General features: G+C 70.2%; 15 protein-coding genes and 2 pseudogenes. 3 read left to right on the top strand and 14 right to left on the bottom strand.

What is annotated here, in order from left to right; translation table 11 throughout:
- Positions 1 to 319 precede the first annotated feature (319 nt).
- Both JQN83_RS03155 and JQN83_RS03150 read right to left on the bottom strand, forming a co-directional pair.
- Positions 320 to 508 carry a DUF397 domain-containing protein gene (locus JQN83_RS03155; protein ID WP_208565469.1) on the bottom strand — a complete coding sequence of 63 codons (189 nt, stop codon included), beginning with the start codon at positions 506 to 508 and terminating at the stop codon, positions 320 to 322.
- Positions 499 to 1,287, bottom strand: coding sequence for a helix-turn-helix domain-containing protein (locus tag JQN83_RS03150; protein ID WP_208565468.1), 789 nt, complete (start codon positions 1,285 to 1,287; stop codon positions 499 to 501). The genes JQN83_RS03155 and JQN83_RS03150 overlap by 10 nt, the downstream gene beginning before the upstream one ends.
- 273 nt (positions 1,288 to 1,560) lie before the next feature.
- On the opposite strand from JQN83_RS03150, the gene JQN83_RS03145 reads away from it, so the two are divergent.
- Entirely contained in the window at positions 1,561 to 1,830 is a 270-nt protein-coding gene (locus JQN83_RS03145) for a hypothetical protein (RefSeq protein ID WP_208565467.1), read from the top strand.
- A gap of 72 nt (positions 1,831 to 1,902) precedes the next feature.
- On the opposite strand, the gene JQN83_RS03140 is transcribed toward JQN83_RS03145, so the two are convergent.
- The 3 genes from JQN83_RS03140 to JQN83_RS03130 form a co-directional block, all read right to left on the bottom strand.
- A complete protein-coding gene (locus JQN83_RS03140) occupies positions 1,903 to 2,667 on the bottom strand; it encodes a nucleotidyl transferase AbiEii/AbiGii toxin family protein (protein WP_208565466.1) in 765 nt (254 codons plus the stop codon).
- Positions 2,668 to 2,792: 125 nt separating this feature from the next.
- A complete protein-coding gene (locus JQN83_RS03135) occupies positions 2,793 to 3,389 on the bottom strand; it encodes a type IV toxin-antitoxin system AbiEi family antitoxin domain-containing protein (RefSeq protein ID WP_208565465.1) in 597 nt (198 codons plus the stop codon).
- A 124-nt stretch (positions 3,390 to 3,513) separates the two neighbouring features.
- Positions 3,514 to 4,074 (bottom strand): carboxymuconolactone decarboxylase family protein, encoded by a 561-nt coding sequence (locus JQN83_RS03130; protein WP_208565464.1) that lies wholly within the window; start codon positions 4,072 to 4,074, stop codon positions 3,514 to 3,516.
- Between the two features lie 63 nt (positions 4,075 to 4,137).
- Between JQN83_RS03130 and JQN83_RS03125 the strand changes: the two genes are divergently transcribed.
- Positions 4,138 to 4,614 carry a MarR family winged helix-turn-helix transcriptional regulator gene (locus tag JQN83_RS03125; RefSeq protein ID WP_208565463.1) on the top strand — a complete coding sequence of 159 codons (477 nt, stop codon included), beginning with the start codon at positions 4,138 to 4,140 and terminating at the stop codon, positions 4,612 to 4,614.
- 49 nt (positions 4,615 to 4,663) lie between these two features.
- On the opposite strand, the gene JQN83_RS03120 is transcribed toward JQN83_RS03125, so the two are convergent.
- Positions 4,664 to 5,653 carry a LacI family DNA-binding transcriptional regulator gene (locus tag JQN83_RS03120; RefSeq protein WP_208565462.1) on the bottom strand — a complete coding sequence of 330 codons (990 nt, stop codon included), beginning with the start codon at positions 5,651 to 5,653 and terminating at the stop codon, positions 4,664 to 4,666.
- Between the two features lie 220 nt (positions 5,654 to 5,873).
- Positions 5,874 to 7,451, bottom strand: coding sequence for a ricin-type beta-trefoil lectin domain protein (locus tag JQN83_RS03115; RefSeq protein ID WP_244251570.1), 1,578 nt, complete (start codon positions 7,449 to 7,451; stop codon positions 5,874 to 5,876).
- A 482-nt stretch (positions 7,452 to 7,933) separates the two neighbouring features.
- Between JQN83_RS03115 and JQN83_RS03110 the strand changes: the two genes are divergently transcribed.
- Positions 7,934 to 8,155 (top strand): hypothetical protein, encoded by a 222-nt coding sequence (locus JQN83_RS03110; RefSeq protein WP_208565461.1) that lies wholly within the window; start codon positions 7,934 to 7,936, stop codon positions 8,153 to 8,155.
- Here the strand turns inward: JQN83_RS03110 and ccsB are convergent.
- The 7 genes and pseudogenes from ccsB to hemL all read right to left on the bottom strand — a co-directional run.
- Positions 8,121 to 8,891 (bottom strand): annotated as a pseudogene (gene ccsB / locus JQN83_RS03105) (c-type cytochrome biogenesis protein CcsB); the annotation flags it as partial. The gene JQN83_RS03110 and the pseudogene ccsB overlap by 35 nt on opposite strands.
- Before the next feature lie 68 nt (positions 8,892 to 8,959).
- Positions 8,960 to 9,116, bottom strand: a pseudogene (locus tag JQN83_RS34290) (c-type cytochrome biogenesis protein CcsB); the annotation flags it as partial.
- Complete coding sequence (gene resB / locus JQN83_RS03100; RefSeq protein WP_208565459.1) at positions 9,116 to 10,738, bottom strand: cytochrome c biogenesis protein ResB; 1,623 nt, start codon at positions 10,736 to 10,738, stop codon at positions 9,116 to 9,118. The gene resB and the pseudogene JQN83_RS34290, both read right to left, overlap by 1 nt.
- A complete protein-coding gene (locus JQN83_RS03095; protein ID WP_208565458.1) occupies positions 10,738 to 11,640 on the bottom strand; it encodes a cytochrome c biogenesis CcdA family protein in 903 nt (300 codons plus the stop codon). Before JQN83_RS03095 ends, resB begins: the two co-directional genes overlap by 1 nt.
- Positions 11,640 to 12,215 carry a TlpA family protein disulfide reductase gene (locus JQN83_RS03090; protein WP_208565457.1) on the bottom strand — a complete coding sequence of 192 codons (576 nt, stop codon included), beginning with the start codon at positions 12,213 to 12,215 and terminating at the stop codon, positions 11,640 to 11,642. Before JQN83_RS03090 ends, JQN83_RS03095 begins: the two co-directional genes overlap by 1 nt.
- 1 nt (position 12,216) lies before the next feature.
- Positions 12,217 to 12,864, bottom strand: a complete 648-nt coding sequence (locus JQN83_RS03085) for a histidine phosphatase family protein (protein ID WP_208565456.1) — start codon at positions 12,862 to 12,864, stop codon at positions 12,217 to 12,219.
- A 6-nt stretch (positions 12,865 to 12,870) separates the two neighbouring features.
- On the bottom strand, positions 12,871 to 14,208 hold the full coding sequence (gene hemL / locus JQN83_RS03080) for a glutamate-1-semialdehyde 2,1-aminomutase (RefSeq protein WP_208565455.1): 1,338 nt from the start codon (positions 14,206 to 14,208) through the stop codon (positions 12,871 to 12,873).
- Positions 14,209 to 14,227: the final 19 nt, after the last annotated feature.

Below are 14,227 nucleotides of genomic sequence, written 5' to 3'. Positions count from 1 at the left end.
CGAGGTCAGTGCCGCGCAGTGCACGGGCCCCGATGATCTTGTATGTGTTCGTCGCGCCGATGCGGTCACACAGCGCAGCGATCACTCGACCACTCTCGGCCATCCCATGATGATGAGCAGCAAATCCCCGAGAGCACGTTCGTGCCGCAGGCCCGACGGGGCATGCAGGGCCTGGGTCGTCTCGTCCACGCCGACGCCGTTGCGGCTGGCGTTGTCCAGGCCCTCGTCGGTCCAGACTTACTCGCGCTCGCGCACCCCGCAAGCGGAACACGTTGTAATACGACAGGATTCTACGGAGGCAGACCCTCGCCGGGGCGGGTCAGCGGGTGCGGGCGAGCGCGACGAACGACCGCCAGGCGGCCGGGCTGAAGGTCAGCACGCCACCGTCGCGGTCCTTGCTGTCGCGGACGGCGACCAGCCCGGGAAGGTTGTCGGCCACCTCGACGCAGTTGCCGCCGTTGGTGCTGCTGCGGGTGCTGGTGCGCCACCGTGCGCCGGTCAGCTCCATGACTTCGCCACCTCCGTCAACAGATCGATCGACTGCTGGAGCGGCAGCGCCTCCCCCTGGATCGACTCCCAGGCCGACCGGACCGCCAGCACGTCCTCGGTGTGGTCGATCACCTGACCCTTGAGCTGATCGTCCAGATAGACGACATCCTCCCCAGTAGGCAGCGTAGCCAGCACGAAGGCCCCGGCGACACCTGGATATGCCCCGACCGAGGCGGGCACGATGTGCAGCCGGACCCGGGTGTGCTCGGTGGCGACCTTCACCAGCCGCAGCAGTTGCTCACGCATCACTACCGGTCCGCCGACCGGGCGACGCAACACGTGCTCGTCGAGCACCGCGACGAGTTGCGGCGGTCGTTCAACGGCCAGCACCGCCTGCCGGGCCAACCGCGCCTCGGCCCGCTGTTCCACCTCCTGCTCGTCGAAGAGACCGACGCTGCGGAACAGCGCGCGGGCATAGGCCGCCGTCTGGAGCAGCCCCGGCACCACCACATTCTCGAATGACCGGAGCACGGTGGCCTGCCGCTCGTTGGCCTCCCACTCCCGCATCCACTGCGGCGACCCGAGGCGGGCCAGCATCCGGGCGAACGCGCCGCCGGTGTCGAGTGCCGCATCGACCCGCTCCCAGAAGTCGGGCGGCGGCTTGCGCGCCCCGGTCTCGACCATCGCCACGGTGGACGGCGAGTAGTTGACCGCCTTGGCCAACTCCTCCTGGGTCATCTTCCGGGCGGCCCGCATGTGCCGCAGCTCCTCGATCAGCACCCGTAAGCGCTCGTCCATCCGCACGTCTCCTCACCATCGCAGACCGCGTTCCTCACCGACCTCACCGCCACCGCCGGGGAACACACAGGGTGACCGATCGCCTTCCGATCGTATTCCGTCCTGATCAGACTGTGCACACCCGGAACCGCCCGGATCCGACCGAAAGGACGGGCGGAACCGTGGCGGGGCCGTCCGGCACGTCGGCGACGGACGTCCCGCACGCCGGGAGCGCCGGCACGTCGGCGACGCCACGACCCACCCCAGGTCCACAGGCGAGGTGAGGAGCACCCGATGACCAGCCCTGCTCAGCGCTCCCGGCTCCACGTCCCACTCCGGCCGCTGTGGCTCTGCCGGGCCTGCGGCGGTCCGTGGCCCTGCGCCAACGCCCGGCTGACCCTTACGGCCGACTACCGGAACAGCCGGGTCGCCCTGTCGATCTACCTGGCCGGGATGCTGTACACCGCCGTCGAGGACCTGTACCGGCTCCACCCCGACGACACCCCGAAACCCGGAGCACTGTACGAGCGCTTCCTCGGCTGGACCGCCCGCGCCTGTCGGTGAGCTTCAGTTTCTGGTCGGCCAGCAGCGCGAACTAGAGATTCAGTTCGGTCAGACCAACATGGGTGTTCCCGTTCATTCGGGTGTGTCACTGCTCCCTGTGGCACGAGCCTGCGACCAGTGCCCGGAGACAATCTTGTGCGCCTCAATCGCAGACGCCACCACGAGACCGATCTCCGCTGCCAGGACTTCGTACCTGACGTTCCACGATGGCGGTGGTTCGGGGAGATCATCCGGCACGGTGTGGGTACCTCGGATGGAGAAGACGTGGTGCACCCGCCTGACCAGCGTTTCATCAGCCGGCACACCGTCCTCCACCAGCAGGACGAGGTCGACCAGGTCCCTGACCCGGGTGGACAGCCCGGTCTCGTAGAGCCGCGTCAGGGCGTGCAGCTTCTCGGCGTACTGCTGCCGCAGGTCAGCTACCCAGATCGCCCGGGTGGGGATGGCGGCGAATGCCAGGTCGTCAGGCAGTTCGCGCAGCTCGACGCCGCCCAGTTCCTCGGGTCGCGCCACCACGTCCAGCTTGAGTTTGGCGAAGAGTTGGCCGGCAAGACGACTCTCGACCGAGAAGCGCCAGGCCGGACGGCCGTACGCGTCGTCGCGTAGCCGAGTCGGCGCGGTGGCCGAGTAGCTGAACCCGTCACCATCGGGGTCGGTGAGCAGTGCCTCGACCAGCGCCTCGTGGAGTTCCGTTCCGTCGCCCGGATCTGCTACCAGACCCGGCCTTATCACCAGGTCGACGTCGCGGGTCGATCGTGCGAGCCCGGGCCGCCTCAGCTCGACCGCCATACCGCCCTTGAGCACCCAGGCATCGGTGTTCTGATGGACGAGTCGCACCAGGAGCCGGGTGAAGGCAAGGCGGCGACGGAGCCAGTTGGGGTCTCTGCCGAGCAGTCGCGCACGTTCGAGGACGCGGTTGTCGAGGGCAGCGCGGAGCGCGGAAGGCGTCGAGTATCTCCTGTTCATCGGCCTGCCGCCAGCAGCGCGGTATGCGCACCCAGCTCTGCCGTCGGGCCCAGTTCCGTGGCGGCGGCACGCAGGCGCCGTGGGGTGATGAGGCCCCGGCTGAGCGCCTCGGCGACAGCACCGTCGAGCCACTGTTGCTCGATCCTTGCCTGTGCGCACTCGGCAAGTGCGCGACTCGGGGTCGTCACCCGGAACCCTTCTCGATCTTCGATGTCCACTTCGGGGGGAAGCGGTCGGTGCAGGACGATCTCCGGGGCCGAGCGTCGGAACCGCGCGGGAACCGACAGATGCACCCTGGCCGGGTCGAGATCACCAAGGTCGTGTACGGAGAGCGCGCTGGCATGACTCACCACGCCCACCGCTCCGCTCCACAGCACCCAACGGACGAGATGGTCCGCCGGATGCGCCGGCCAATCCACCAGCCGGAAGACTCCTCGGTCAACCCGCACCCAGTTGCCGTGATCAACGTGGTATTTCTGCGCCTGATACGAGTATCCAGTGTCCCGAGCCTGCGCGGCGGTGACGTAGCCGTGTTGACGAGCAGCGAGCTGGAACAGCGCGCGCCGGTTCGTCCGCTGGCCGGATGGTGCCACCCGACAAGGGTAACAAACTAAAGGAAAACTTTAGTTTGTGGTCGACCGATGGCACGAAACTAAAGCTTTCCTTTAGTTTCGTGCCATCGAAAGGGGATGTCTATTCTCGGATGGAGTCGGCCGGTCAGGCCGCCGGCTCCCAGGCGTACGCGGTCAGGGGCGGGTCGAGTGGGGCGCGGGTGAGCCGGTTGGCGAGGGTCGAGATGGTGTACGTCCCGACCCCGAGCACCACGTCGAGGGCGTGCCGGGGCCGGTAGCCGGCGTCGAGGAAGGCGGTCAGCTCGTCGTCCGGCACGTCACCGGCGTGATCGAGGACGGCGCGGGTGAACCGGCGCAGCGCCGCCAGCCGGGGTTCGGGCAGTTCGGTGCCGTCGCGCAGCGCGGCGATCAGGTCAGCGGCGGCACCCAGCCGGTGCAGGGTGGCGGTGTGCATCGCCACGCAGAGGTGGCACCGGTTGCGGGTGGCGACGGTCAGCACCACCACCTCCCGCTCGACCGGTGCGAGGTCGGTGGCCTCGAAGGTGGCGGAGGCGGTCAGGAACCCCTTGAGCAGTTCGGGGGATTCGGCCAGCAGGCCGACCGCGCCGGGCAGGTGGCCGAGCTTCCGCTGCACGCCGGCCATGGTCGGGCGGGCGGCGTCGGGCGCGGTGTCGAGGGTGTGGATGGTGAAGGTCGGTCGGGACATGGCGGTACCCCTCACGTACGATGGTCAACGTGGTTGTCGAAACAGTAAACCAGGTTGTCGAACATGTCGACGGGTGACCCCGAGCGGCCCGGTTTCGTGCTGCCCCTGCTGCTGCTCGCCGGCTTCCGCAGCCTGGTCGACGACCTGCACGCCGAGTTGGCCCGGCAGGGCCACCCCGAGCTGCGGCCGGCGCACGGCTTCGTCCTCCAGGCGGTAGGCGTCGCCGGCACCACCGCGTCCGACCTGGGTCAACGCCTCGGCATTTCGAAGCAGGCAGCCGGCAAGACCGTCGACCGGCTGGTCGCCCTCGGCTACCTGGAACGCGCCGACGATCCGGCCGACGCCCGCCGCAAGCTGGTCCGGATGACGGAGAAGGGTGTCGACGGGCTACGCCGCTCGGCGACGATCTTCGACGCGCTACGCGAGCAGTGGGTAGCCCGGCTCGGCGCGGAGCGGGTGGCCGCCCTGGAGGACGACCTGCGCGCGGTCACCCCGCCGGACTCCTTCCGCCTCGACGTCCCCGGCTGGTTCGGCACCTGACCACTTCAGAGCCAGGCGCGGAAGCACCGGCCGGAGCGGCCCGGTTTGGTCAGGCGGTTCGCGGTGTTGCCGTGCTGGCCCGTGTCACCAGCCGGTTCGGCACCAGGCTGGTACCGGGCTCGACGGGCTGGTTGCGGATCTGTCGCAGCGCGGTCTCGACGCATCTGCGGCCCACTTCGGCGAAGTCCTGATGGATCGTGGTCAGCGGTGGGATGAACGAGGCGCTGTCCGGGATGTCGTCGAAGCCGATCACGCTGATGTCGCGGGGAACGATCCGTTGCTTCTCGTGCAACGCCCGCAGCACGCCGAGGGCCATCTGGTCGTTGCCGGCGAAGACCGCGGTGCACGACGCCTCGTCTGCCAGCAGGAGGCCGGCGCGGTAGCCGGATTCGGCCGACCAGTCGCCGCGATACATCGACGGTACGGGCCGACCCGCCCCTTCGAGCACGCAGCGCCACGCCGTCGCCCGACGCCCGGCGGCGAAGGACTCCGGCGGCCCGGCGACGTGCCAGACGGTGTGGTGGCCGAGGTCGAGCAGGTGTTGGACGGCCTGCCGCGCACCGTCGGCCTGATCGGTGTCCACCACGCTGTAACGGTCGCCGGCATCGGAGTCGACGACCACGACATGCACCCCTGGCGGGAGGACGAACATCGCGGCGTCGAGCAGATGCACCTCCATCACCACGATGACAGCGTCCACCGCCAGCTCGCCCAGTCGGGTGAACGCGCCCAGCACGCCGTGCTGGGTGGGTGTCGCCACGGGCATGAGCGTGATCACGTAACCTGCACGGCTGGCGTGGGTGGCGATCGCTTCGAGCAGCCGACTGTTTCCCGTGGTGGACAGCGTGAAGATGATGACGCCGATGGTGCGGAACTCGCCGTTCTTCAGCGCCCGGGCCGCGCTGTTGGGCCGGTAGCCCAACTGCTGCATCGCCGCGAGAACCTGTTGGCGGGTGGACGCGACAACCCCGGGATGGCCGGTGGAGACGCGGGATACCGTCTGCGCGGAGACCCCGGCCGCTCGGGCCACGTCCGCCATCGACACGCGCCGGTGACGCCGGGTGGTGCCTGACGATCCTGCGCGGGCCCGCGGCACACCGTCCGGCGACGCTGGGATCATCGCTACGGTGCTCCTTTCACAGCCCGACGGGCTGTTGAACGACACGATAAAGCAGCGGTCGGTTCTTGACGCCATCCGAGAAAGACGTCGGAGGGATCCAGAACGAGGCGTTCCGGATCCCTCCGACGTCAGGTTGGTGTCAGCCGCGGGTCCACCGCTGGTTGGCGCCTCCGTTGCAGGTCCACATGTTCACCGCTGATCCGTTCGCGGTCGCGTTGTTGGCGACGTCCAGGCACAGCCCGGACTGGGCTCCCACCACGGTGTTGTTGGTGAGGGTCCACTGCTGGCTGGCACCGCTGCCGCAGTCCCAGAGGACCACCGTGGCGCCCGGCGTCGTGCTCTGACCGGAGACGTCAAGGCACTTGCCGAGCGACTGCAACTGGCGGGTGGAGGCGTTGTACGTCCACTGCTGGTTGGCCCCGGTGTGGCAGTCCCAGAGCGCCGGCCTGGTCCCGTTTGCGGAGTTGCTGTTCGGCACGTCGAGGCAACGACCCGACTGGGCGCCGATCAGCCTCGCCGTCGTTGTCCCCGTGGACGGGGCCGGTGTCGTCGGCACGACGCCGCCCAGGTCGATGGTGCTGTACGTGACGGAGTTGACGGTGCTGCCGTTGTAGCCGCCGCTGAGCACCACCAGGCTGTGGCCGTCGGCCAGCGGAACCATGCCGCGGCTGTACCCGCCGGCGACCTTGGAATCGACACGGGTCCAGGCGTTCGCGGCACCGCCCTGGGTGTTGACCAACACGTCGGTCGTGCTTTGCGCACTGACGACGAGGGTGCCGTTGGAGCCGCCGGTGGGAAGCCAGGTGATGTACGGGTTCCAGAAGGCGGTCTGGCCGTCGGTCGACCTCAGGACCTGGCCGGTGACTGAGCCGAACGCCTCGGGGTTGGAGGAGATCTTGTAATAGACCGCGAGGTTTCCCGCCGGCGAGCCCCCGTACTCGTACGTCATCACATAGTTGCCGTTCGGCAGCTTCGCAACTGTCGACATGCCGGGTCGGTCGCTTCGGGTGGAGGTCGCCACGTCGTCGACGACGGGGCCCCAGTTGATGCCGTCCGTGCTGACCTGGTGCACCAGCTTCTGGCTGTGGTTGCTGTCCCGCTCGTCGGAGTAATAGACGATGAGTCTGTTGCCGTTGACCAGGAAGAAGGGTTCCCAGACCGGTCTGCCTGCGCCGTTGACGATGTTCTTGACGAAGGTCCAGGTCTGCCCCTGGTTCGTGCTGGCGTACATGTCGATCTTGAAGCCGGAGCGGTTACTGGGGACGGAGTCGCCGGCGGCCAGGATGGTCCCGGCGGGGAAATTGCCGATCGCGGTGGGCAGTTCGAACAGCTGTGGTTGCCAGCGCATGCCCCAGCCGTTCTGCGTGTCGGCGACTTCCGAGATCTTGGTCCAGGAGTTGCCGGTGTCGGTGCTGCGGTAGATCGGGAAGACGGGCTTGCCGTTGGTGTACTGCTCGAAGGTGGCGAGCATGGTGCCGTTGGCCGACCCGCTGTGCTCCAGCCGTATCCCCCTGGGGTAGAGCGTGCCGGGGGCGGGGGTGCCGGACGGCGGGGTGTACATGGTCTGCGAGGAGCGGGTGATGGCCTCGCTCACCGTGGGGAGGAGGACCGTGCCGACCGCCGCGACCAGGGCGAGCAGCAGGAGCAGGACAAGGAGGGGGACGGGACGGGAAAGCGGGGCGGCGCCGGATCTGGCGCCTGTCTGCTTCGGAAACATGTGCGGCTCCAATAGCGGGGGAACGAGGTTCTCGTCCGGGTCCGCCGCGTCGGGAGTGACCAGGTGGCGGTACGGCGGAGTTCAGGGAACTGTCAGCCGGGCGAGTCGGTGTCCAGCGGCTGGTCGTTGTCCTCTCTCCTCGCAGACGGATGGGCCGGGGGTCACGGCGTCTCCCCCACCGGCCGTCAACGTCGACCACGTCACCCTTGTCGATGTTTACGCAAACATCGACAAGAAGCGCCGCCCACCCGGACGCCGCAGCCGAAGCCAATGTCCGATTTAAGCCCTAAATTGTTTACGCAAACATCGTTCGGCGATGATGTCATCAGCCTTATGGAGCGTCAAGGTGTCAGCCAACGGGAAGGCATCACGACCACCGACGACCGCTGGCGGTCGGTACCGCTGACCGACTTCGGGAGAGGTAGACGTTCTGCCGGCCAGGGGCATCGACACACCTGGTCCTCCGGTAGAGGATGGGACGCATGGACGACGCGTACACCGTGGGCGACCCGGACGGACTCTCCCCGCTGCTGAAGGAGATCCGCGACGCGGTGGCCCGGGAACTGCACGCCCAGCTCGCCCTGCGGGCCGAGCACCTCGACCTGGCCGACGTACCGGAGGTCGCCTACCAGGTGACCCTGGGCGTCGACCGGGTGCTCACCGGCCGACTCACTCCACCCCGGCGTACGAGTGCAGGCCGGTGAAGAAGAAGTTCACCCCGAACAGGTTCATCAGCACGGTCAGGAAGCCCAGCACCGCGATCCAGGTCGCCACGTTGCGCCGGACACTGGGCGTGGCGCGGGCGTGCAGGTAACCGGCGTAGACCACCCAGGAGATGAACGCCCAGGTCTCCTTCGGGTCCCAGCCCCAGGCCCGACCCCAGGCCGCCTCGGCCCAGATCGCACCCGCGATCACCGCGAACGTGAAGATCGGGAACGCGAAGGCGTGCAGCGCGAAGGTCAGCCGCTCCAGGTCAGCCGCCCCGGGCAGCCGCCGGGCCAACGTGTACGGGAAGCTGCGCCGCCCCTGCTCGTAGCCGTTGCGCAGCAGGAACGACACCGCCGGCACCACGCCCAGCAGGAAGATGCCGGAGGAGAAGACGATCGTCGACACATGGATGATGAACCAGTACGACTGGAGCGCCGGCATCAGCGGCACCACCGGGACATAGAGCTTCAGCTCGGCGAAGGCCAGCAGCAGCACCATGACCAGGGTGAGGAACAGCCCGAGCTGACGCAGGGCCGGCCGCTTCCAGAGCACCACGAGCCAGGCGGCGGTCCCGATCCAGGTGACCGTCAGCACGAACTCGTACATGTTGCCCCAGGGCATCCGGTCGGCGGCGATGCCCCGGGTGACCAGCGCGCCGAGGTGCAGCGCGGCGGCGAGCACGGTCAGCCCGGCGGCGATCCGCCCGGCCAGCCTGGCCCGCCCCGCCGAACGGCTCGGCCGGGCCGACGGCGGCGCACTCGTGGGGGGCGTAGTCGCGGCGTCGACCTTGTCGACACCTCCGCCGCCGACACCCGCGCCGACCAGTTCCCGGGCCGGGGCGACCCGGGCCGACACCGCGCGGACGTTGCCCAGGGCGTACTCGACGGCGTGGCTGATCATCGCGACCAGGTACACCAGGATCGCGAACGTCACCAACTGGTCGGAGACTGCGGACATCACTCGACTCCCTCTCGCGCCCACCGGTCGGGCCGCCCGTCGTCGCGTACCGCAGCGACGAGAGACGCGAACTCCTCGGCGAACCCTGGATGATCGGTGCGCGGCAGCCCACCGGCCGACACCAAACTACTACCGCCCGTCGGAGATCCACTGTCGGGGGGCGTCACCCGGAACCAGACCCGCCGACGCCGGCCGAACAACGAACCCATCAGGCCGACCAGCAGCACCACGCAGGCGCCCAGCATCAGCTTCTCGCCCGGGTCGTGCCGCACCGACAGGGTGATGTAGCGCTTGGTGCCGAGGAACTCCAGCTTGCTGCCGTCGTCCAGGGTCCACGTCTCACCCGGGGCGAGCTTCTTGTTGCCGACCTGCTTGAGCTTGCCGTTGGTCACCTGCCGCTGGTCGAGCTGGTAGACCGAGCCGGGGATGCCCGCGTCCAGCCCCAGGTTGCCCCGGTAGGCGGCCAGCACCACGGCCGGGTTGCGCTCCTCCGGGAACCGCGACGACGCGAACGGCGCGGTGTCCGGGGCGGTCGGCAGGTAGAGCCCTTCGAAGGCGACCTGCTGGTTCGCGTCCCGCCGGCCGGTCGCCGGGTCGACGTTGGCGTCCGGGAAGGCGGCCACCCCCTCGCTGGTGAGGTTGGCGTCGCCGCTGGTCAGGAACGGCACCGCGCTGGTCTGGCTGCGGCCGTACCGGTCGGTGTACTTCAGGATCGGGGCGTAGCCGTGGCCCAGCAGGTAGACGTTGGCCGAGCCGAGCCGCAGCGGCGAGTTGACCGAGAAGTCGGCGGTGCGCCGGTCCGAGCCGTCCGGCCGGTCCACGGTCACCGTCGCGCGGTAGCTCTCCGGCAGACCGGTCGGCAGGAACCGGGCGTCGAACCTGTCCAGGGTGAGGCAGAACGACGGCAGGTCGGCGCTGTCCACGCGGGGGCCGAGCTTCGCCTCGGCGTACTGCTGGCGGGTGTTGCAGAAGGCGTTGTCCGCGCCCGTGACCAGCAGGCGGTTGCCGTGCCAGCCGTACCACGAGCCGAGCGCGACGCCGATCAGCACGGCGACCAGCGAGGTGTGGAACAGCAGGTTGCCGGTCTCCTTGAGGTAGCCCTTCTCGGCGGAGACCTCGTTGCCACGCACCTGCACCCGCCACCGGCGGCGGCGCAGCACCGCAGCGATGGCCTGCGGGTCGGCGGCCCCCGGCGACTCCAGCACGGTGTGCTGCGGCAGCCGGTCCATCCGCTTGGGCGCGGCCGGCGGCCGGGCCCGCAACGCCCGCACGTGCTCGCGCATCCGGGGCAGGATGCAGCCCACCAGCGAGGTGAACAGCAGCAGGTAGATGGCGGAGAACCAGACCGAACCGAACACCTCGAACGCGCCGATCCGGTCGAGCTGCGGAGCCAGCTCGGGGTGCTCGACGAAGTACCTGTCGACGTTCTCCGGGTTGACCCCGCGCTGCGGCAGCACCGAGCCGGGGATCGCCGCGACCGCGAGCAGGAACAGCAGGATCAACGCGGTACGCATGCTGGTGAGCTGCCGCCACGAGTTGCGCAGCAGGGCCAGCGCCGGGTTCGGCCGGCGGCGGGGGGCCTCGGCGGGTGGGCTGGCCGGCCGGTCGTCGACGGTCGTCATCAGATGCTCACCTCGCCGGGGCCCACTGTCGTCTGCAACCAGATCACGAAGTTCTGCCAGCCGCCGGTGACCAGCGCCAGGCCGATCAGGATCAGCAGCACCCCGCCGATCCGGGTCACCCACCGGCTGTTGCGCCGGACCGCCCGGAACACCCCGAGCAGCCGGTGGAAGCCCAACCCGAAGACCACGAACGGCAACCCCAACCCGAGGCAGTACGCCACCGCCAGCACCACGGCCCGGTCGGTCTGCCCACCGGTGGCGGCCATCCCCAGCACCGCACCCAGCGTCGGGCCGGTGCACGGCATCCAGCTCAACGCGAACACCGCGCCGAGCACCGGCGCACCGAGCAGCCCGGCGGCGGGCAGCCGGCGGATCCGCAGCTCCCGCTGCATCCCGGGGAGCACGCCCAGGTAGCTGAGCCCGAGCAGGACGATCAGCGCGCCGATGACGACCTGGAAGGTGCGTTCGTAGTCGAAGAAGATCCGACCGAATCCGGCGAAGAGGATCGCGGTGGCGGTGAAGACGACGGTGAAGCCGGCGATGAACAGCAACGTCCCGGCCAGCACCCGGCCTTTGACCGCCGCCACCGGCCGGGCCGCCCCCCGCGTCGCCACCGCCACCGTGCCGCCGGGACCGCCGTCGGGGGCCGAACCGCCGTCGGAGGCCGGGCCCTCGCCGGGTGCCGGGCCGCCGCCCGGGGCGGGGTCCGCGCCGGTCGGGGTGGTCGGCCGGGCGCGGCCCTCCAGGTCGGTGCCGGCCAGCCCCGTCACGTACGACAGGTAGCCGGGCATCAGCGGCAGCACGCACGGGGACAGGAAGCTGACCAGCCCGGCGAGCGCCGCCGCGCCGATCGCCAGCAGCAGCGGGCCGGACTGGGCGAGTTCGCGGAACGTCTCGCCCATCAGCGGGAACCGGTCGACGCCGGCTCTTCGGCGGCGATCCGCTCGACGATCGGGCGCAGCCCGTCGGTGGTGACGGCGGCCCGGATCACGGTGGCGATCCGGCCCTGCCGGTCGAGCACGACGGTGGCCGGAATGGTGTTCGGCGGGATGTCCAGCGCCAGCGCCAGCCGACTGGCCGGGTCGAACAGGCTCGGGTAGGTGACCCGGCCCTCCTCGAAGGCGATCGCCTTGTCCCGGCTGTCCTGCACGTTGATGCCGAGGAAGGTCACCCCGGATGCCTTGGTGGCCTGGTAGGTGGCCTCCAGGTCGTCGGCCTCGGCGCGACAGGGCGCACACCAGGAACCCCAGAAGTTGAGCACCACCACCTGGCCCCGGGCCTGGGAGGTGTCGTACCCACCGCCGGTGAGCAGGTCACCGGCGATCTTCGGGGCGGCGGAACGTTGGTCGGGGGCGCACTCGACGATGCCGCCGTTGTTGGCGCACCGGCTCTCGTCGGTGCCGGAGGAGCAGCCGACCAGCGCCGCCCCGGCGGTGACGGCGGCGAGCAGGACGGCCAACGGCCTCCGGGAACGCATCTCAGGCCCCCTTGGCCGTCCGGGCTGTCGCGGACATGGCGATCAGGTGGGCGGCCGGCTCGGAGTAGCCGATCCCGACCACCTTCGCCCCGTCGAAATGGAAGGAGGTGAGGCTGGCCAGCCCGCACTGCCGGCGGCGCGGATCGTGCCAGAGCCGCTTGCGCTCGACGTAGCGGCGCAGCGTCCAGATGGGAAGCTGGTGGGAGACGATGACCGCCTCGCGTCCCTCGGCGGCCACCCGGGCGGCGTGCAGCCCGGCGAACATCCGCTCGGCGATGGCCCGGTAGGCCTCACCCCAGCTCGGGGTGACCGGGTCGCGCAGCACCCACCAGTTGCGCGGGTCGCGGAACGAGCCGTCCCCGGGCGAGACCTTCTTGCCCTCGAACCAGTTGGCGCTCTCGATCAGCCGCTCGTCCACCCCGACCGGGAGCCCGAACTGCCCGGCGATCGGCTCTGCGGTCTGCTGGGCGCGTTCCAGCGGGCTGGCCACCACGTGCACGACCTCCCGCTCGGCGACGGCCTGGGCGGCGGCCTTGGCCATCTGCACGCCCAGCTCCGACAGCCGGAAGCCGGGCAGCCGGCCATAGAGGATCCGGTCCGGGTTGTGCACCTCGCCGTGCCGCAGCACATGGACGACGGTCTTGCTCATTGGTGTTTACCCCCCGTGGCCTGCCGCTGCCGCTGCTGTCGCCGCAGCCGGCAGGGCGGCGGCGATGTGCTCCAGGGCGGCGTCGTCGAGCGCCGCCGACACGAACCACGACTCGAACGCGCTCGGCGGCAGGTAGACACCGGCGGCGAGCATCGCGTGGAAGAACGCCTTGAACGCGGGCACCTGCTGGGTGCGGGCGCTGTCGTAGTCGACCACGTCGGCGTCGGTGAAGAAGATCGAGAACATGCTGCCCGCGTACGACAGGCGGTGCGGGACCCCGGCGGCGGCCAGCGCGTCGGCGGCGAGCTTGCCCACGACGGCGGCCGTGTCGTCGAGCCGGCGGTAGAGGGCGTCGTCGGCCAGCCGCAGGGTGGCCAGGCCGGCGGCGCAGGCCAGCGGGTTACCGGAGAGGGTGCCGGCCTGGTAGACCGGGCCGGCCGGGGCGAGCCGGGACATGATCTCCGTGCGCCCGCCGAAGGCCGCGGCGGGCAGCCCGCCCCCCATCACCTTGCCGTACGTCCACAGGTCGGCGTCGGACGGGTCGAGGCCGTGCCAGCCGGCGCGGGAGACCCGGAACCCGGTCATCACCTCGTCGACGATGAGCAGCGCGCCGTGGGCGTGGGCGATTGCGGCGAGCCGGGAGTTGAAGCCGTCACGGGGGGCGACGACGCCCATGTTGCCGGCGGCGGCCTCGGTGATGACCGCCGCGATGTGCGGCCCCTGGGCGGCGAACGCCGCCTCGACGGCGGTGAGGTCGTTGTAGGGCAGCACGATGGTGTCGCCGGCCGCCGCGCCGGTGACCCCGGGAGAGTCGGGCAGGCCGAGGGTGGCGACACCGGAGCCGGCGGCGGCGAGCAGCCCGTCGGAGTGGCCGTGGTAGCAGCCGGCGAACTTGATGATCTTGGATCGGCCGGTGAACCCGCGGGCCAGCCGGATCGCCGACATGGTCGCCTCGGTGCCCGAGTTGACCAGCCGGACCTGCTCGACCGGGGTGCGCTCGACGATCTCGGCGGCCAACTCCACCTCACCCGGGGTGGGGGTGCCGAAGCTGGTGCCGAGGGTGGCGGCCTCCCGCACCGCCTCGACCACCTCGGGGTGGGCGTGGCCCAGGATCAGCGGCCCCCACGAGCAGACCAGGTCGACGTAGCGTCGCCCGTCGGCGTCGTACAGCCAGGGACCCTCCCCCCGGACCATGAAGCGCGGGGTGCCACCGACGGCACGGAACGCGCGCACAGGGGAGTTGACCCCGCCGGGCACGATGGCCTGGGCGCGGTCGAACAGGGCCTCGGAGGCCGGTGCGTCGGCCGGGTAGCGGCCGGTCCCGGCGGAAAAGGTATCGGTCACGATGCGGCCCATTGTGTCA

Source organism: Micromonospora antibiotica (genome assembly GCF_017599305.1).
In the GTDB taxonomy this organism is placed as follows: domain Bacteria; phylum Actinomycetota; class Actinomycetes; order Mycobacteriales; family Micromonosporaceae; genus Micromonospora; species Micromonospora antibiotica.
This window is presented reverse-complemented; position numbering and strand designations above follow the sequence as displayed.

What these genes read in the sequence shown, in the direction of transcription:
- JQN83_RS03155 (WP_208565469.1), bottom strand. Translation starts at nt 508, where the DNA reads ATGGAGCTGACCGGCGCACGGTGGCGCACCAGCACCCGCAGCAGCACC.
- JQN83_RS03150 (WP_208565468.1), bottom strand. Translation starts at nt 1,287, where the DNA reads ATGGACGAGCGCTTACGGGTGCTGATCGAGGAGCTGCGGCACATGCGG.
- JQN83_RS03145 (WP_208565467.1), top strand. Translation starts at nt 1,561, where the DNA reads ATGACCAGCCCTGCTCAGCGCTCCCGGCTCCACGTCCCACTCCGGCCG.
- JQN83_RS03130 (WP_208565464.1), bottom strand. Translation starts at nt 4,074, where the DNA reads ATGTCCCGACCGACCTTCACCATCCACACCCTCGACACCGCGCCCGAC.
- JQN83_RS03125 (WP_208565463.1), top strand. Translation starts at nt 4,138, where the DNA reads ATGTCGACGGGTGACCCCGAGCGGCCCGGTTTCGTGCTGCCCCTGCTG.
- JQN83_RS03120 (WP_208565462.1), bottom strand. Translation starts at nt 5,653, where the DNA reads ATGGCGGACGTGGCCCGAGCGGCCGGGGTCTCCGCGCAGACGGTATCC.
- JQN83_RS03115 (WP_244251570.1), bottom strand. Translation starts at nt 7,451, where the DNA reads ATGTTTCCGAAGCAGACAGGCGCCAGATCCGGCGCCGCCCCGCTTTCC.
- JQN83_RS03110 (WP_208565461.1), top strand. Translation starts at nt 7,934, where the DNA reads ATGGACGACGCGTACACCGTGGGCGACCCGGACGGACTCTCCCCGCTG.
- resB (WP_208565459.1), bottom strand. Translation starts at nt 10,738, where the DNA reads ATGACGACCGTCGACGACCGGCCGGCCAGCCCACCCGCCGAGGCCCCC.
- JQN83_RS03095 (WP_208565458.1), bottom strand. Translation starts at nt 11,640, where the DNA reads ATGGGCGAGACGTTCCGCGAACTCGCCCAGTCCGGCCCGCTGCTGCTG.
- JQN83_RS03090 (WP_208565457.1), bottom strand. Translation starts at nt 12,215, where the DNA reads ATGCGTTCCCGGAGGCCGTTGGCCGTCCTGCTCGCCGCCGTCACCGCC.
- JQN83_RS03085 (WP_208565456.1), bottom strand. Translation starts at nt 12,864, where the DNA reads ATGAGCAAGACCGTCGTCCATGTGCTGCGGCACGGCGAGGTGCACAAC.